Below are 18385 nucleotides of genomic sequence, written 5' to 3'. Positions count from 1 at the left end.
AGCGATTCATCAATTATATCAAGGATGGACGCGACAGAACTTTGATTCCTTTAGGGACATGAACCGCCACGAGCGCTCCCTGTTCACCATTGATCTTGATCCAGCCGAGCCCTGAGATAAACACGTCTTGGCGGGTTCCCTTAGGAATACGGATTTCATGTCTTGTCCATTCCGGCAGTTCTTCAATCCGTTCTTTGGTCGGCGGTGAGAGCAGCTCTCCGGCATGCTCAGCAAATAACGAATCCGCTCGCTCCAGCTTGGTCCGATGAATCCCTAATCTGCCGCTGATAAAGCAAGTAAAGGATTGGTGCTCTCCTTGGAGAAAATCAAAACGGCCGAAACCTCCGAAGAATAGCGTCTGCCCTTCGTTCAACTGGTAAACCATCGGCTTCAGCGGATTTTCCGGCATAACCGTCCCCAAATCCTCACGGCTCACAAGCTCGCTGTAGCGCCAAGGGTACACGATGCCCGGCGTATCAATAATATACCGGCCGTCGTCCAGTGGAATATTGACCATATCCAGCGTCGTTCCCGGATAACGGGAAACGGTCAGCTCCTGATCTAAATCGCTGTAGTCGCGGATCAGGCGATTGATCAAGCTGGATTTACCCACATTCGTGGCGCCAACCACGTAGACGTCCCGGTCGCCTCGGTAATGCGCTACCGTCTCCAGCAACCGCTCAAAGCCTTGATTCTTCTTCGCGCTGCAGAGCACGATGTCTTCGGTTCTCAGGCCATGCTCCTTGCACTGCTTCTGTACCCAATTGAGAACCTTATTCCAATTGGTGACCTTCGGCAGAAGATCCGTCTTGTTAACGGCCAGAATAACCGGGTTGTTGCCGACAAACCGCTGCAGCCCCGAAATAAGGCTGCCTTCAAAATCGAAGAGATCCACGATATGAATGACAAGCGCATTCTTGCCGCCGATCTGTCCCAGCAGCCGTAAAAACTCATCCTGGTCTACGGCAACCGAGGACGCTTCATTATAATTCTTAATCCGGAAACATCGTTGGCAAATAACCGGATCGCGGTCCCAAGCCTTCTCCGGCAAATAGCCCGGCTTGTCCTGTGCTGCACTCTGAAGCTGTATGCCGCAGCCGCTGCACTTCTTGATGTCTTCTCCGCCAGTAGGCAACGTCATGATTTCGGTTCCTCCTCCATCCATAATCCTTTTTTGCGCAAACGGGTCAATGCGATGCGCTCCACCCGGCGATTGACCAGGCGCGTAAACCATCCCTCATCGTTGATGGCGATGGGCATAACCAGTACCGTATACAGACCCAGCCGATTCCCGCCATATACGTCGGTCAGCATCTGGTCGCCGACAACTACCGTTTTCTCCGGCGTAAGCTCCATCATCTTCATCGCTTTGCGAAACGGGGTATTGCTTGGTTTACGGGCTTCATGCACATACTGGATATCCAGCGGCGTCGCAAATTTAGACACGCGTTCCAGCTGGTTATTCGAGACGATGATGAGCTGGAAACCGATCTCCTTCACCCTTTTGAACCAAACAACCAGTTCCGGCGTGGCAACCGGTGCCTTCGCCCCTACAAGAGTATTATCCAAATCGGTAATGATCCCCCGATACCCCTGCTCATATAATTCCTCTAGGTTAATATCAAAAACCGTATTGACACGGAGCTTTGGAATTAACATTTCAAACAAGTTCGTCACCTCAATTTCATACGAAAAACTATACCATATTCCGGTTCCTTAGTAAAAATAATCACGAGCCTTTTTCTTCCCTTATACCGCACCGCTGACTTTACTAGCAAAAGACCACCCGGCGGCTAATTGGAAGCGGACCGGGCGGTCTTGAAATGACCGGATATCAGAACGTATTCATATCGAGTTATCCTGATACACGCAACAACAACCACCATCACGAGGTCTGTCTTCTTGGATTAGGTTGATAGACGTTTCTCGGATACAATGCGGACCTTCTTAATGGACTTCTTCAGCTTCTGAGCATCATGTTGGACCGAGCGCCATTGCTCCTCCTTCACTTCAGCCGGACTGTACCGAGCCGCTTCAAATTGCTGCAGCAGCGGTATCAGCTCTGCTCCCAGCTCAGGGTGTGCACTTACCCAGCGGCCAACCGATTCACGGAGGGTTTCATGTTCCTGCCTCACTAAGCCTCGGCGCTGCACGGAACGAATCCATCGTTCGGTTTCGGCAATGACTTTATCCGCTGCCGTCAGCGGCTTGCCCGCCCGAATGCGTGCCCCGGCAAAACGCAGGCTGATGCGCATTCTCCACACGATGTACAGAATCCACAATACGATAACAACCACGGCTGCCGTGACAACAACTTTAACCCAGACAGGTTGCTGATGATCAGAGGCTGCGGCTGGCGTAGCCTTGTCCTCTGCCTTCTCTTCTTCTTCAACTTCTTCCTCAATTACAGGCTTAGCGTCTGTGTCGGCCGTCAGAATCGGCATGCTGAAGCCTGGTGTTGCTTCAATAGGAACCCAGCCGTACTCACCGAAGTATACTTCAACCCAGGAATGAGCGTCAGCATTCGTAACGGTATAGTTTCCGGGCTCAATCGTGGTTTGACCATCGGCCGGAACGTACTCCGAAGCCGTCATTCTTCCCGGCGCGTAGCCTTTGACCCAGCGCGCGGGGATATCCAGCGACCGTGTCATCATCACCAGGGATGTAGAGAAATAATCACAATACCCTTCCTGGATTTCAAACAGAAACGCATCCACAAAATCATCGCTCTTCTTGCGCGTAAGATCCGGTGTGTTGGTATAAGTAAAGTTGCTCGTTAAATATTGTTGCAAGAGCATGACCTTCTCATACGGCGTATCTCCGTCCGCGGTAATTTCTTCTGCCAGATCGGAAACGCGGTCAGGAAAGTTTCTCGGCATCTGGATATAAGCATCGTCAATCGAGCTGGAATATAGTTCCTCATAAGTCCTGGTGCTCAGCTCATCGATTGGAATCACGGGCACTTGCGACGTTAAGGTATAACTCTTCGGGTAGTCCGCATTACGAACGTCGTCCAGATGCATTTCCGCGCCTTCGGTCACCCAGCTGAGCCGATCCGGATCGATATCCTCATCCAAATTCTCCAACTGACGAACGGTGTAGGCACCGAACAATACCGGATACACCGTATCACTCAGCATCGTTACCGATTGCTCCAACGTTTTGGTAGGTACGGATGCGCTGGCTTCTCCCGGCAAATCCTCACCGATGCCCACGCCCGTACCGGAACGCCGGCTGCTGGCTCCGTCCGCCCAACCTGTTCCCGAGTATACGGCTCTGGTCTCCCCTCGCCAATAGCTGCGTTCATCCGAGGTAATCGACATCACCGGTGAATAGTCGAAATTAAAACCGCCGCCAAGGTTATTATCCTCTCGTCCATACCCGGACATGCTTTCAGACGGTGACTCGATAAGGGTTCCGGTCCCGGTTGTACTACTGCCGGATAACGGCACTCCGTTCCACTCTCTCCACGCCGTGTAAGGATCGGTTAATGTCGGCTTCACATGCGGCATATTCACGCCGGCCACAATGATCAAAGAGAAGATGACCAGAATGTTGGCGATAATCTTAAACGGATACTTCGATAAATTGACCCAACCCTGCGGAAAGCGCCTGCGGAACCGGTTAAAATGGCTGGATACGAGCCAGCCCATCCCTGCTCCGACCACCCAGGCGATCTCATCCCACAGCACGATTTTCGTAAAGGAATCCAGCACGGCAAAACCGATGACGTTGATCCCGACTACAAAAAGCACGCGCGCCTTGGTTTTGGCCCACCGCGTAAGGAACAGAAAAGCGGCCCATGCGGCGATAGCAAACCACAAATAAGGAAAAAGATACATGATTTCCTCGGTCAGAACGCCTTCAGCTCCGAAGGCGGGAACCGGATTACCGTAAGTTTTCAGCAAACTGTACACACAATACAAGATCAAAACAAACTGGATAAGCACCCGGTAACCTTGCTTGATCGGCAGCAGCGCTTCGGTAACCGCCGTAATGGTTAATGCTGCAATAACGATGGCTGTCGTTTCCGAGAGCCATATCGTCTCCGTAAAGGAGACCCACTGCATCCCGATGATCCAGATCCATAGCATCGTTAAAGTACTAAAGAAGGTAGTAGATAGTTTGTCCAGCCATAACTTCATCATGCACCACCTCCCAGCGCAGCCGGAAGCTCATCAAGGGAAGAAACCGAATAGCTTGAAATCCCCCGGGATTGCAGAAGCGATATGGATTCATCGCGTTTTTTCGTTTCATTGGAATTGTTAATTTGCAAGAAGCAAGGGTTCATTCCCCTGGTTTCTACCCAGCGCATGATCTCTGAAGCGTCCTTGCCGCTCATCGGGCTGATCAGCAGGAACAGGGCTCCTTTTGGGAAATGGCGATAGGATTTCTCCAGGGAAGCAATCAATTTGGTTTTACGGTTATAATCCACGTCAACCAAATGCTGAATCATGCGCATCCGCTCTCCGGCGTGATCGGCGGGAGCGAACATTTGAGCTTCTCGGGTAGCCGTGAACAAGCCTGTACCCGCATGCTCCTTGGCCCCATACTCGATCAGCGATGCAGCTGCCGATACGGCGAGCTCGAATTGCTGGGCATGATCATATCCGTCCGCGGTGCAGTCCAGCACGATCATCGTTCTGGGAAACGATTCATGCTCAAATTCCTTCGACTTCCACGAGCCCGTCTTCGCCGTTGCATTCCAGTGAATCCGGGAGATCCGGTCGCCATATACATAATCGCGAACTCCGTTAATCTGCGTTGTTTCCCGTCTTGAAGCCGAAACCGTGGTATGCGTACCGCCCAATCTTGAATTCCGTATGTTTCGCTGCCATTTGGGAATATATATTGTTCTTGGCAGAACGCGGAAATCGGTCTGAACTTCAATTCGTCCCTTATGCTCCATTAATCCGAAAATATCCTCGCTGATACATTCCGTCTTTGAAAAAGCGTACCGCCCCCGTTCAAGCGGAGGGGTCTGAAATACAAGTTTGCCCGCACCGCGAAGGTTCGGAATGACGCTATCTTCAAAAGACCAGGAGTCGCCGTTGTGCCTTTGCAATACTTCACGCACGATCATATAGGGCATCGGAAGCAATCCCGGAACATGGACCTCCAGCTTCACGCGAACCTGTTCACCGGCGTGAAGAGGTTCTCCTTCTTGCTCCGTTCCTCCCAGCACTCTTCGCTGGGCTTTCACACGATTGACCCCACCAAAGCCTGCACCGATCAAATAGATCGTCAGAAGGCTGACCATGGAGAAAAGCATGAGCGAGGTTTTGCCCCCCTGAAATAATACATACAAAAGACATAGGCACCATACCGCCAATACCGCTGCCAGTCTAGACGGCTGCATGCCATTCAAAAATAACGAAACAGCGCGGCGCATGCCTATCTCCCCATCTGAACAGGCACTTTGACCTGACGCAGTATAAACTCGAGCACCGATTCGGGACTCGCATTGTCGAGCCTGGCTTCCGGACGCAGCATGATCCGGTGCGAAAGTACGTATGGAGCCAGCGTCTTCACATCATCTGGCAGAACGTAATCCCTCTCTTGCAAGAAGGCATAAGCTTTAACAGCATTCATGAATGACAGCGTTGCCCGGGGACTTGCGCCCAGCATAACGGAAGGGTGTTCGCGGGTCGACCGGGTAATATTCAGCAAGTAATCGGCGACGGGGTCACCGATGAATACCTCGCGAATCTCACGTTGAATAGCCGAAATGGTATCCATATGCGTCACAGGCTGAAGCTTGTCCGCCAGTTGTCCGTCCCGCGAACGGTACATCAACTGCTTCTCCGTGGCAGCATCAGGGTAACCCAGGCTCAGCTTCAGCATAAACCGGTCCAGCTGTGCTTCCGGGAGCATATAGGTGCCTTCAAAATCGATCGGGTTCTGGGTCGCGCACAGCATGAAGGGATGCGGAAGCTCGTGGGTAGCTCCATCCACTGTTACGCTGCGCTCCTCCATTACCTCAAGCAGGGCCGATTGCGTCTTGGTTGTCGCTCGATTGATTTCATCCGCCAGCAAAATGTTGGTCATGACTGGACCTGGACGGAAGTAAAACATTTCGTCTCTCGGGTGGAATACCGAAACGCCCGTTATATCACTCGGGAGAATATCCGGGTTACACTGAATGCGGCGGTAGTCTCCCTGCATGGATTTCGCTAATGCTTTGATCAGTTGGGTCTTTCCTGTGCCGGGCACATCCTCGATCAGTACATGTCCGCCAGCGAGCAGCGCCGTAAGGAGCAATTGGATCTCAAATTCTTTGCCTAATAGGCACGACTCCAGATTGGTTCGCACCGAGGTAATGATTTTCATGGATTCTTGGCTTACGGGCATGTATGACTAACCTCCTGTAAGGGAATAAATACTTATTTTAGTACTATTGTACATGATCGAGGTCCCGGAGTACATTCGAAGAGATATTTTGCCTATTCACCTTCTTATCGTCCCTATAAACAGGAAAAGACCCCGGCATAATGCCAGGGTCCTCTCCTTCTTGATGATTCTAGTTTTATCCTTTCGGACGAACAAACAGAGCGGCCAGGAACGAGAAAATGATGGCCGAGGATATCCCTGCACTGGTGACTTCGAATATCCCCGTCACGACCCCGATCCAGCCGTCCCTCCCCAGCTCCGTTAAGGCGCCATGCACAAGCGAATTACCAAAACTGGTGATCGGCACGGAGGCTCCGGCTCCCGCGAATTTGACAAGCGGCTCATACAATCCGAATCCGTCGGCGATGGCTCCGGCGACCACTAACGTACTCATCGTATGTGCCGGTGTCAATTTAATAACGTCCATCATAATTTGCCCAATGACGCAAATCAGACCACCAATAATAAACGCCCATAAAAACTGCATTGTGTTATCCTCCCATCTCTAAGGCTACAGCGTGAGCGATGCATGGAATGCTCTCACCCTGCTGGTAAGAAAGAGGCGACAGCAAGGCGCCGGTAGCAACGACCAGCACCTTTTTCAATTCGCCTTTGCGCATCCGCTTCAAAATATGGCCATAAGTGACAACAGCCGAGCAGCCGCAGCCGCTGCCCCCTGCATTAACGTATTTCTGTTTTTCCATGTCGTAGATCATTAAGCCGCAATCGGCAAATACTGTGCCGTCCATGATGACATCATTTTGTTTCAAGAGATCTTTGGCGATCGGAAGTCCGACCGAGGCCAGGTCACCGGTCACGATCAGGTCATAATCCTTCGCTTGCCGACCTGTGTCTTTAAAGTGCTTCGTTATCGTATCGGCTGCCGCCGGAGCCATCGCCGCTCCCATATTAAACGGGTCCTTGATACCCAGATCGACCACCTTGCCAATGGTGGCATACGTGACAGCCGGACCGTCTCCCTTGTCCGAAATGACGGAGCAGCCTGCTCCCGTTATCGTATATTGCGCATACGGCGGCTTCTGCGATCCGTATTCCGTCGGATAACGGAACTGCTTCTCAACTGTACAGTTATGGCTTGCAGTGCCGGCCATGACATACTTGGCCCCTCCTGAATCCACGAGCATGGAGGCCATCGCGAGGCTCTCCATCGATGTAGAGCAAGCACCGAATACGCCAATGTAAGGCACTCCCAACTGTCTAGCGGCAAACGAACTGCTAATGATCTGGTTCATCAAGTCCCCGCCCACAAAAAACTGCAGCTGGTCTTCCTTGATGCCCGCCTTTTCTACCGCTTTTCTCGAAGCATCCTCCAGCAGTTTCCGCTCCGCCTTTTCCCATGTTTTTTCGTTAATCTCAATATTGTCGTAGACATAGTCGAAATCATTGGCGAGTGGCCCTTCGCCTTCCTCCGGGCCTACAATCGTCCCCGCGCCAATAATGACCGGTTTGTTCTCGAACTGCCAGGTTTGGCCGATTACCTTCATCTCTCGTTACCTCCCCTCAATGCCAAAAATGGCGTAAATGATACCGATAATAAACGCAGCCACGGTACCAAATACAATGACAGATCCCGCCAGCTTAAACATGCTGGCCCCGACCCCGAGGACCAAACCCTCCGCACGGTGCTCAAGCGCTGCGGAGCACATGGAGTTCGCAAACCCCGTGACCGGCACGGCGCTGCCTGCTCCCGCCCATTGCGCGATTTTGTCATACACGCCGAAGCTGGTCAGAATGACGGAGAGTATAATCAGCACGGCGACCGTCGGATTGCTCGCCTCGGTGGTGCTCATATCGAACACGGACATAAAAAACCGCTGAATGCATTGGCCGATCAAACAGATGAGACCTCCCACCAAAAACGCACGCAGGCAATTTTTAAGTATGGGGCGGGGAGGTTCATGCTTTTTGGCAATCGCCTGATATTCCCCCGAGCTCATTGTGGTGATATCAGACTTAGGCTTTTGGTTAGAGCCTGGCATTTCAATACACCTCCGCTTTTATTTAAGTATGGAATCCTTTATAAACGCTAAAGAGCCATTATGGATATCACTCGATATCATTATGCTTTGAATCAACTGCCTTTATGTTTGGAAAATCATCCTTATCAATTGGCAATCACGGCTTGTCCAACATCAAGGTCCTCCCGCACGAAAATCAGCCTTCAGGAATATCCCTGAAAGCTGAAGTAAGACTCGCCTGTCATCTTTGCTGGAGCGGATCATTATATAAGAATGTATTTCAGCAAAATGACGAGGAGAATGAACAGGACCATAATGAGCAGAAGTTCTCTGACTTCGGCATGATAGACGTTTACCTCAATCCCATGGTGCTTCATACTCTGCTCCTTCCCTCGGACAACAAAAATTCCACTTCGTTTCTACATCGTATTCCTTTCCCGGATGCAGGGTGCTTGTTCCATTTGCTTTTAAATCACGTAGCCTCAGCGGCACGGGTTTGTAGACTTTTCAGATATATAGGGGCATACTAGAAAAGGAAAAACTCTTACATACCTTTTCTAAAGGAGCGATTTCGTAATGAATGAATCAACACTGGAATTATTTCGTACTTTGACGGAATTCCCGGCTGCACCGGGCTTTGAGAGGGAACTTCGTTCCTGGTTGAAGAATACCCTCTCGCCATATACAGATGAGTTCGTGCAGGATCGGCTGGGCAGTCTGTTCGCCGTTCTTCGCGGTAACGATGAAGGTCCAAAAGTCATGGTAGCCGGTCACATGGATGAAGTCGGATTCATGGTAACCGGCATTACCGAAGCGGGTATGGTCCGTTTCCAGCCGCTCGGCGGCTGGTGGAGTCAGGCCGTGCTTGCTCAGCGCTTGCAAATTATTACAGACAACGGCCCTGTCGTCGGGGTTGTCGGCTCCATTCCGACGCACCTGCTGGATGAAGCGCAGCGCAGCAAGCCGGTCGACATCAAGACCATGTATATCGATATCGGTGCCGACAATAAGGCGGAAGCAGAAGCTTTCGGCATTCGTCCCGGATTGCAGGTGGTTCCGATCTGTGATTTTACGCCGCTCGCCAATCCGAAAAAAATCATGGCCAAAGCGTGGGATAACCGCTATGGCGTCGGCCTGGCAATCGAGCTAGTCCAGGCGCTCCATGGCGAGAAGCTGCCTAACACCGTTTACGCCGGTGCAACCGTCCAGGAAGAGCTCGGACTGCGTGGAGCACGTACTTCGGCCAACCTGATTCAACCTGATATTTTCTTCGGATTGGATGCCAGCGCGGCAAACGACATGATGGGGGACAAGAGCCAGTTTGGCCAATTGGGTCAAGGCGCACTGCTTCGCATCTTCGATCCGACGATGCTGACTCACCGCGGAATGGTCGAGTACGTTCAAGATACGGCGGAGACGAACAAAATCAAATACCAATACTTCGTCTCGCCGGGCGGCACGGACGCAGGCCAAGTGCATCTTAGCGGCATCGGCGTTCCGTCCACCATTATCGGCATTTGCTCCCGCTATATCCATACTTCTTCTTCCATCATCCACACGGACGACTACGAAGCTGCTAAAGAACTTCTGATCAAGCTCGTGAAAGGTTTGGATCGCACGACACTCCAGACGGTTCTCGACCGGGCATAATCTATAAGAAAAGGGTATCCTGCAGGTCTCAAAGAGACCGCGGATACCCTTTTTCTTACTTCTTCCTTATGAAGATAACGTCTCTTTATGCCGTGCGAACCGAAAGGATATGATCATCGTTAAATAGACAATAACAACCAGCGCTGTATTCAGCACAAATATCATCCGAAATCCTAAAAGTCCCCCTGCCAATTGGCTCGGGAGCGCCAGCATGGCACCCCCCGCCGCCGTACCAAACATCATCCCCAGATTTCGTGACAGTGCCAAAATGCTGCTGATCAGGCCGAGGTCCGTTTTGGATGTCCTGCCCATCACCAGGGAATTGTTCGGCGGCGTAATGATACCCATGGAACCGCCGAGCAGGACGATAAGCAGAATCAGGAAGAAGATCGGATATGCCGGCGATACAAAACCAAGCACAATTAACGCTGCTGTCATGAGCAGCAGCCCGGCTGACAATAACGGGAATGTCCCCAGCTTGTCCGACAGGCTCCCGCTCAGTGGCGAGAATATGATCAGCGACAACGGATATCCCATCATGATCAGCCCTGCCGTGGCAGGTTCAACGCCCAGTTCGCTCAGCAAAAACACGGGCAGCACAAGCTGAGCAGAGAAAGCCGCCATATAGGTAATGATGGTGATGATGATTCCCACGCTAACGCCTGCATCCCGAAACAGATCCAGCTTCATAAACGGGAGTTTCCCCTTCCCTCCTCGTTCCCACCGCGATGATAGACACCACCCGATGAATGAAGCAGCTCCCGCTCCGAATACGATGAACAGCAGCGTAACCTGCCAGGAACCCCAGCCCCGCTGAGCCCCCATATTCACGGCCGTAACCAGTCCGGTTAGGGATATCGCAAACAAGGCAGCCCCCGGCACATCCAATCGGCTTACGCTTTTTTCCGGTTCGTCCTTCGGAATGAAGCGCTGAGCGAACAACCATGCAATAAGAGAAATGGCCGTCAGCAGCCAGAAATTGCTCCGCCACGAAAACCACTGAATCAGTATTCCGCCAAGGCTCGGTCCGACCATCGAGCCTGCAGCGACAAACGTACTGATGAGCCCGAGCGCTTTACCTCGCTGCTCCTTCGGAAATACCGAGACGATCAGCGCCATATTGGTGGCTTGATACATGGCTGCTCCTACGCCTTGCAGAATTCGCGAAGATATCAGTCCGTTTAATGAAGGTGACAAGGCGCAGCAGAGCGCCCCTGCCATAAACACAAAATAGCCGATATTGTGGATTTTCCGCCTACCCAGCATATCCCCCAGCTTTCCCATGACCGGAAGTAATATGGAGATGACGAGCAAATAGGCGGTGACAATCCACTGTGCCGTAGGGATGGTGGAATCGAACGTTCTGGCGATATCAACAAGCGCAATGTGGAACATGCCGGCCGACAGATTGGACAGAAATGCACCTAAACAAATGGTATATTGGACGATCATCCTTGATCTGTTATTCATGCAGGACTCACCCGCTTTATTCATTAATTTCTGTGCCGTTCATAGAAAAGGCCCCCGCATGCGGAGAGCTTCCCCTGGTTGAACCAAGTTCTGACAAGCTAGCCGATAGCCGGCTGAGCGGTCGACATCGACCGCAGCCGTTCCTCAGGCATTTGATCCATCCAAATATCGATAATCTGCGCCACTTCACTAACTTTCCCGAAATAGCCTTCAATATTCTGGAGCGTCATGTCATGCGCCGCTTGCGAATACGATGCGCAAGCATCCGCTACAAGCACAATATGATAATCCAACATAAACCCGTCTCGGGCCGTTGATTCCACGCATACATTGGTGCTGACTCCCGTCATGATTAGGGTCTCGATCTTCAGCGTCTTCAATACCGAGTCCAGCCTTGTATTCACAAAAGCACTGTACCGGTGTTTATTGACGATGATATCGCCCTCCTCCGGCGATACCTCATAAAATTCCGCGCCCCAACTCCCCCACCGGCATACGTTAGCCGAACGTCCCGAGGACCTGGTGGTCCATGCGGCGGAATCCGTCGCTTTCTCATGAAGCGTCTGAATGAAAATGACGGGCACGTTCAGCTCCCTGGCTGAATGAAGCAGCCTATGCAGCTGCGGCATCATCTCTGCCACCCCGATAACATCGCATCCCGCTTGAGACAACGCCCCCTCGGGATGGCAATAATCATTTTGCACATCAATGACAATGACCGCCGCTTTGCTTCCAAGCATCAGTTGATATAAAGATTTCATCCAACTCTCTCTCCTTCAGATCGTGTATTAGTAATAATGAACCTTGCCTCTTACTTGTTGGAATTGTTCACAAACTGCATATCCACCAGCGTTTCATAGGTATAATCCCCTTTAAAAATTCCGGTCTCGATCATGACATCCATATCATGCTTCAACGCCTCTTCCGAGATCAGCCCGTCCAAGCTCCAGAGATTGTCTGCATAGGCCCGGTCCAGCGCAGCTTGGATGGCATCATCGGACAACGTCGGGAATTCGGCTTTCAGGTTCTTCTTGGCCAGCTCTTTATCCGTCTGCACAACTTTTAGCGCTTCGACAATGGCATCGGTAAAGCTTTGGACAGCTTCCGGATCCTTCTCGATGGTAGACTTCTTCACGCTGAGAACCGAATACGAGAAATCCCCCAGATCATGAAACTTGTAGAACGGCTCTTCCCATACGTTCTTCGATATTCCGTCACTGATCTGCGGCTCGGCTCCGTTCGCAATGTCGGCCGCACCCTGCTGGACCATCGTCACCACCGTTGAGCCGTCTGCCGGTTCCAGCAGCTGCACATCCTTCTCCGGATCGAGTCCAAGCTGAATCAGGAGATAGCGGGTCAGGAGGTTTGGCGTGCCGCCGTGGCGACCGGCGTTAATCTTTTTCCCTTGCAAAAATGCCTTCAGGTCTTCGGGGGAATTGCTCGCAGGCGCGGTGTCTTTTTTGGCCATTAAATACACGTTCGCCCGATTGACGACATTCACGACCGAGATGATCGGATCGGAATTGTTGTTGTTAGCCAAGGCATTGGACTCCGTCCCGCCGATCACGCCCCAGGCATCTCCGCTGACCACGGCGGTTACGTGCGCTCCTCCTGCTGCTTGGATGACCTCGACGTCGAGCCCTCTTTTCTCGAAGAAGCCTTCCCGCTGTGCTACATACAGAGGCAGATATCCCGTGGAGTGAAGCGGCTCGGCGATCACGATTTTCTTCAGCTTCCCATCACCGGAGGCGGTGCTGCTGCTTTTCTCATTGCTGCAGGCTCCAAGCAGACCGGTGACCATGAGCAGTGCGAACAACAGTGAACGTTTCCTCATTTTTTGGTTCATATGAATTCCCCTTTTAATAGAAATAATGAGTTCGGTTATTCTGTCTATTGTTTGGTCAATCCCTTGGATAACCACTTCTCCAGCACCACCACGCCCCAGTACATCACCATGGACAGCAGCGACAGGACGACGACGCCCACCCACACGAGATTGATATCCAGTATCGTCCCCGCATACATGATCATGCGGCCGACGCCCTGACTTGAAGCAATAAACTCGCCCACGATGGCACCTGCCAGCGCAAGCGCAATGTTAATCCGCAAGCTGCTGATAATCCAGGGCATGGACCATGGGATAACGACCTTGGTAAAAACCTGATGCCGCTTAGCGCCCAAGGAATACATCAGCTTCTCCATATCCGGATCCACGCTCTTCACGCCGCTGTATGCGGATAGCGCCGAAACGACAACCGTCATAGAGAAAGCCAGCGCCACCTTGGAAAAAAATCCGATTCCCAGCAGTATGACGAGTACAGGTGCCAGAGCAAGCTTGGGCATGGCATTCAAAATAATAAGATACGGCTCGCTGATGCCGGCATAGGATCTTGACCACCAAAACGATAGTCCGAGCAGTGCGCCAAGCAAGGTTCCGAACAGAAAACCAAGGATCGTCGAGCCGGAAGTATACGTAATGTCACGGAGAAGGGTTCCTTCGGTCATTTGGGTCCAGGTCGTGCGAAGAATCGCGCTCGGGCTGCTCCAATAGTAGGAATCCAGCAGGCCGATCCGGGTGAACACCTCCCATACCAGAAAAACAATTACAGCCACAGCAGTCCGACCCCAGACGATCCGCCGGCTCCTGCGACGCTCCATCGCCTCTTCATCCAAGATGTAGGGCACAATCTCCGGCCGTTTTGATGAACCTGTGGCAGGCTCCGCTGGCGTTACGGCATGTACGATAAAAGCCTCTTTGCGTGCAGTTTCCATCGGTTTCCCTCCTCATTTTTTTCTTGTTCCCTAAGAGATTTGTTCTTCATCTTGTCCAGCTGACAGCAAATCCATGAGATGATGCTTCAGCTCCATGAAGGCCGGGGACGTCATGTCTTCCGTTTTTCGCGGACGCTCCATCGTTACGGTGATTTTGGACTTGATCCGTCCGGGTCTGGAAGAGAACACATAGATGTCATCCGATAAATAAATCGCTTCGTCGATGTCATGCGTGACAAACAGAACCGTCTTCCCAAAATCCTCCCAGATCTGCAGCAGCCAGTTCTGCATGGTCAACCTCGTCTGGGCATCCAGTGCGCCGAAGGGCTCGTCCAACAAAATGATATCCCGGTCGTAGAGCAGCGTCCGCAGCAGCGCGGCACGCTGTTTCATCCCTCCCGAGAGTTCCTTCGGATAATGCTTGTCAAAGCCCTTCAGACCGTATTTCTCCATCAAGGGCAGCGCCCTCTCTACGGCTTCCTTGTAGGGAACGCCCCGAACCTCCATGCCCAGAATGATGTTGTCGAGGATGGTGCGCCATGGCAGAAGCATGTCCTTTTGCAGCATATAGCCCACATAACCGGTCGTGCCGACGATATCCTTTCCGTCAGCCATCACTTTGCCCGTGGATGGGGGCATCAGGCCGGCGATAATGTTGAACAGGGTGGATTTGCCGCAACCGCTGGGACCGATTATGCTGACAAAACGTCCCTCCTCGATCGCCAGACTCGTCTCCCGCATGGCCGGAATCTCTTCCCTGTTTCTGCGAAACCATTTGCTGACGCCCGATATTTCGATTTTGTGAGTCATGGCCCTTCCTCCTCTTCTTTGAGTTTCATGTTTTTTCAGTAACAACAAACATTTATTTTCAAAAGCGGATGTAACAAAAAACCGCCAGTCCAGCCCCAAGCCGCACACCAACGTGTACCTTGGTACCAAACTGACGATCGGCCCGCTCTCTACCCGAGTTCCGGCATGTCGTTCAGATATGCTTCTACCTCCTTCTCCAAGAATACGATGGTACCTGAAAACTCGGTCTCTGCATCATAGTCTTTAAGAATGGAGATGATTTTAAATTGAAACTGCTGTTCCAGGGAAGCTTTAACCTCTTGCTTGAACACCTGGAATAAAAGGTGGTCCAACTGCCGGGTAGAGAGGGGGTAATTCTCATCCAGCAGTTTGAGGACGGGGACTCTACTATTCCTCGACACAATGATGATTTTGTTGCCAACGAAATCGACTTTTTGCTGCTTTACACCCACGTTAAATATTTTCTTATTTATCGCGTTGTAAACCCTCAAAATATCCTGCTTGAGTTCGCCTGCTGTCATCATGGTTCAACATCCCTTTGTGTAAATTAATATTACATTGACCGGGGCAGGTATAGGGTGCTTATCGAGTTTTTTCTGTCCTTGGGTATAATTATAGGTGATTTCGGGTAGTTGTCAATACGTTTACGTCAAAAAAGATAACAAATATTTAATTTATGTTACCTTATATAACATATACATGACGCTTTTTCGTGTGTAATTCCGTTCACTTCTGTCCTCTTCCTATATAAAGAGCAGTCCTTAGCGACCGTCGAGCCCAGCGCCCTCCCTAAATCTGTCACCATGTTCTATTCCCCGTTAAAAATTCGTTCCAGGAACAAGACGCCCTCCCGCTTCTGGTACTCATTGACTTCATGGCCAGAGAACGGATAGTCTCTTATTTCTTTTGCTGATTTCATTCGGTTGTATGCGGCATATATGGTTTCGGGCATGCAGACCGTATCCTTCCAGCCGACGGATACCATGACCGGCACCTGGATTCGCGGCGCCAGATTCAGCATGTCAAAATACGAGAGATGCTCCAGAATTTTATCCAATTGCTCCGGGTACCGCTTGATGTATTGGGCGATTTCGTTCAGCGAGCTGACCGAATGCAGAATCCCGTAATCCATCCTGCACATGTTGGGAATGTCGGCCACAATGGCCGCAACCTTCGGATTCAAGGCCCCTGCAAGCAGAGACAGTCCGCCACCCTGACTGCCGCCAACCACGGCAATTTTTTTCGGATCCACTCCTGGCTGCTGCGATGCCGCATCCACCGCTCTCACAGCATCCATCACAACTGCCATGTAATAGGAGCGACGAATATCCGTAATCCCCTGCGTCACCCAGCCCTTAACCACGCCGCTGTCCAATGGAAGCAGATTCCCCGTCTCCCCGCCCTGTCCCCTGACATCCACGGCAAACACCGCATAACCCAGCATCAGCCAGTGAGCATACCGTTCTGGAAATCCACGGTCTCCGGAATAACCTGGAAAGGTTACGATACACGGTCGGTTTTTTTCGTCTGAAGAATGTTTAGCTGGAGCTATATACCAAGCATGGATGGGCGTATCATCATAACCATGATAGGTGACCTTGGATACTTCCATATAAGGATATGGCGTCGCTTCCAGTAGACTAACGATGTGAAGCGGCTTTTCGTTATACGCCTTCAACACTTCCTCCCAAAATTGATTCAAAACCTCCTCGTTGATTGTGGGTTCCGGATACACGTTGCCAAGCTCTTTTTTACGCAGCTCAATGGTATTCATTCTGAGTTAAATCTCCTTTTCGCGAGTAAAATGAACGTTCGTGTAACATGGTTATTTCGGCATAACGTCCGTAATCCCCTTCGAAAGAGTAGGAATTCATCCGCATTCATCCACAACCTTCTATCAACAACCGAATCGGATTATGGCTACAAGCTCGAAAAACTTTCTTAAAAAAACTAAAAAGCGATCATAGATTTATAGAGTGGAACATATCATAATAGAAACTATGAAAAACCAAAGGGTTGATATAAACGAAGCGCCCGCCTCTAGCAATACGACATCTTATAGTGAATGGAGACGATGAATATGCTGCAAGGTTTAACAAGCGCAGGACTCGGAAAACTTGAAAGCGATTTACAGTTTATCGAACTCGCGGCCAAATATGAATTCCAATGCGTCGATATCGATGCCAAAGGTCTTGTAGACCGCCTAGGCGTGGGAGCGGCAACCGATATGCTGCAATCCCGCCAACTGGAAGTTGGGGCAATCGGTCTTCCCGTGGAATGGAGAGGATCGGACGAGCAGTTCCTAAGCGGACTCGAGAAACTACCGGCTGCAGCGGCAGCTGCCAAGGGCCTCGGCTGCACTCGCTGCTGTACATACATTCTTCCTTCCACCGACGCACCAGCAGCTCATTTCATGGCGCTGGCCACCACAAGGCTGCGGGCTTGTGCCAACATTTTGGGAGCATATGGAATTCGATTAGCCTTGGAGTTTGTAGGACCGCATCATCTGCGCACCCAATGGAAGAACCCGTTTATCTGGACAGTACAAGAGACTTTGGATTGGATCGATGCCATCGGGGAACCGAATGTCGGGCTACTGTATGATGCCTATCACTGGTACACCAATGAGATGACGGTTGCGGATATCCGGCAGCTGCGCGCCGAACAAATCGTTCATGTCCACATTAACGATGCCAAGGACATTCCCGTGGGGGATGTTCTCGATAATGATCGGCTTTATCCGGGTGAAGGCGTAATTAATCTTCCGGGGTTCCTTCAGGCTCTGAACGATATCGGCTATGCAGGCCCGGTTACACAAGAAATATTGACGCCTTCCACGCCGACCGGGACTCCTGAGGAATTGATCGCTAAATCACGGCGAGCCTTCGACAGCGTATTCGGTGCTGCAGGATTATAGTAAGCCAGGACACATAACGGAATGATTCCATCTGTTCAGGGGAACACTGAAACGGTAGCTTAAGTACCTTTTCGGGAGGTCTCAGGAATGAACGGATTTGAGAAGGAAGAACGGGATAACTTTACGGACCTATCCACCGTTGAGTCACAGCGGAACGATCTGGTGGCCGAGGAATTTCCCGAGGGACCTTACGGTTCCGATCTCCGCAGCGATTCCCTTGGCAAGAGCACCCCATGGCGCAAGGATCAGCGGTCTCCGAATCGGTTTGACTATGAGGATCGCAACCTGCACATGGGCATCGAACGGGAGTATCCCGGTGAAGACGAGAGCATTCAAGCAGACCCGGGACAAAGGAAACCCGAGTAGAGCCGAACTAAAAACCAACCGTCGTGAACTG

18 protein-coding genes are annotated in these 18385 nt (G+C 51.3%); 3 read left to right on the top strand and 15 right to left on the bottom strand.

What is annotated here, in order from left to right:
- Positions 1–13: 13 nt before the first annotated feature.
- The 8 genes from yqeH to spoVAC all read right to left on the bottom strand — a co-directional run bounded on the left by yqeH (position 14) and on the right by spoVAC (position 8390).
- A complete protein-coding gene (gene yqeH, locus CRG97_RS08850; RefSeq protein WP_076320546.1) occupies positions 14–1141 on the bottom strand; it encodes a ribosome biogenesis GTPase YqeH in 1128 nt (375 codons plus the stop codon).
- Positions 1138–1668: a YqeG family HAD IIIA-type phosphatase gene (locus CRG97_RS08845; protein ID WP_098742677.1), complete on the bottom strand. Its 531-nt coding sequence runs from the start codon at positions 1666–1668 to the stop codon at positions 1138–1140. Before CRG97_RS08845 ends, yqeH begins: the two co-directional genes overlap by 4 nt.
- A gap of 239 nt (positions 1669–1907) precedes the next feature.
- Entirely contained in the window at positions 1908–4148 is a 2241-nt protein-coding gene (locus tag CRG97_RS08840; RefSeq protein ID WP_098742676.1) for a DUF4129 domain-containing transglutaminase family protein, read from the bottom strand.
- On the bottom strand, positions 4145–5392 hold the full coding sequence (locus tag CRG97_RS08835) for a DUF58 domain-containing protein (RefSeq protein WP_098742675.1): 1248 nt from the start codon (positions 5390–5392) through the stop codon (positions 4145–4147). Before CRG97_RS08835 ends, CRG97_RS08840 begins: the two co-directional genes overlap by 4 nt.
- Before the next feature lie 2 nt (positions 5393–5394).
- Positions 5395–6351 carry an AAA family ATPase gene (locus tag CRG97_RS08830; RefSeq protein WP_076320542.1) on the bottom strand — a complete coding sequence of 319 codons (957 nt, stop codon included), beginning with the start codon at positions 6349–6351 and terminating at the stop codon, positions 5395–5397.
- Between the two features lie 175 nt (positions 6352–6526).
- Entirely contained in the window at positions 6527–6877 is a 351-nt protein-coding gene (gene spoVAE, locus CRG97_RS08825) for a stage V sporulation protein AE (RefSeq protein WP_015734153.1), read from the bottom strand.
- Positions 6878–6881: 4 nt separating this feature from the next.
- Positions 6882–7895 carry a stage V sporulation protein AD gene (gene spoVAD / locus CRG97_RS08820; protein WP_098742674.1) on the bottom strand — a complete coding sequence of 338 codons (1014 nt, stop codon included), beginning with the start codon at positions 7893–7895 and terminating at the stop codon, positions 6882–6884.
- A 6-nt stretch (positions 7896–7901) separates the two neighbouring features.
- Positions 7902–8390: a stage V sporulation protein AC gene (gene spoVAC, locus CRG97_RS08815; protein WP_098742673.1), complete on the bottom strand. Its 489-nt coding sequence runs from the start codon at positions 8388–8390 to the stop codon at positions 7902–7904.
- A 555-nt stretch (positions 8391–8945) separates the two neighbouring features.
- Between spoVAC and CRG97_RS08810 the strand changes: the two genes are divergently transcribed.
- Positions 8946–10019, top strand: a complete 1074-nt coding sequence (locus CRG97_RS08810; protein ID WP_098742672.1) for a M42 family metallopeptidase — start codon at positions 8946–8948, stop codon at positions 10017–10019.
- Positions 10020–10085: 66 nt separating this feature from the next.
- On the opposite strand, the gene CRG97_RS08805 is transcribed toward CRG97_RS08810, so the two are convergent.
- The 7 genes from CRG97_RS08805 to CRG97_RS08775 all read right to left on the bottom strand — a co-directional run bounded on the left by CRG97_RS08805 (position 10086) and on the right by CRG97_RS08775 (position 16845).
- Positions 10086–11489 (bottom strand): MFS transporter, encoded by a 1404-nt coding sequence (locus CRG97_RS08805; protein ID WP_098742671.1) that lies wholly within the window; start codon positions 11487–11489, stop codon positions 10086–10088.
- Positions 11490–11587: 98 nt separating this feature from the next.
- Positions 11588–12250: a cysteine hydrolase family protein gene (locus tag CRG97_RS08800; protein ID WP_098742670.1), complete on the bottom strand. Its 663-nt coding sequence runs from the start codon at positions 12248–12250 to the stop codon at positions 11588–11590.
- Positions 12251–12300: 50 nt separating this feature from the next.
- Positions 12301–13335, bottom strand: a complete 1035-nt coding sequence (locus tag CRG97_RS08795) for an ABC transporter substrate-binding protein (RefSeq protein WP_098742669.1) — start codon at positions 13333–13335, stop codon at positions 12301–12303.
- Positions 13336–13379: 44 nt separating this feature from the next.
- Positions 13380–14261 carry an ABC transporter permease gene (locus CRG97_RS08790; RefSeq protein ID WP_098742668.1) on the bottom strand — a complete coding sequence of 294 codons (882 nt, stop codon included), beginning with the start codon at positions 14259–14261 and terminating at the stop codon, positions 13380–13382.
- A 30-nt stretch (positions 14262–14291) separates the two neighbouring features.
- Positions 14292–15071: an ABC transporter ATP-binding protein gene (locus CRG97_RS08785; protein WP_098742667.1), complete on the bottom strand. Its 780-nt coding sequence runs from the start codon at positions 15069–15071 to the stop codon at positions 14292–14294.
- Between the two features lie 149 nt (positions 15072–15220).
- Positions 15221–15595 (bottom strand): Na-translocating system protein MpsC family protein, encoded by a 375-nt coding sequence (locus CRG97_RS08780; protein WP_098742666.1) that lies wholly within the window; start codon positions 15593–15595, stop codon positions 15221–15223.
- Positions 15596–15879: 284 nt separating this feature from the next.
- On the bottom strand, positions 15880–16845 hold the full coding sequence (locus tag CRG97_RS08775) for an acetylxylan esterase (RefSeq protein WP_098742665.1): 966 nt from the start codon (positions 16843–16845) through the stop codon (positions 15880–15882).
- Between the two features lie 306 nt (positions 16846–17151).
- On the opposite strand from CRG97_RS08775, the gene CRG97_RS08770 reads away from it, so the two are divergent.
- A complete protein-coding gene (locus tag CRG97_RS08770; RefSeq protein WP_098742664.1) occupies positions 17152–17988 on the top strand; it encodes a sugar phosphate isomerase/epimerase family protein in 837 nt (278 codons plus the stop codon).
- Positions 17989–18075: 87 nt separating this feature from the next.
- Positions 18076–18354: a hypothetical protein gene (locus CRG97_RS08765; RefSeq protein WP_098742663.1), complete on the top strand. Its 279-nt coding sequence runs from the start codon at positions 18076–18078 to the stop codon at positions 18352–18354.
- The last annotated feature ends 31 nt before the right edge of the window (positions 18355–18385 follow it).

The sequence above is a fragment of the Paenibacillus sp. EZ-K15 genome, assembly GCF_002573715.1.
GTDB lineage: Bacteria > Bacillota > Bacilli > Paenibacillales > Paenibacillaceae > Paenibacillus_AQ.
This window is presented reverse-complemented; position numbering and strand designations above follow the sequence as displayed.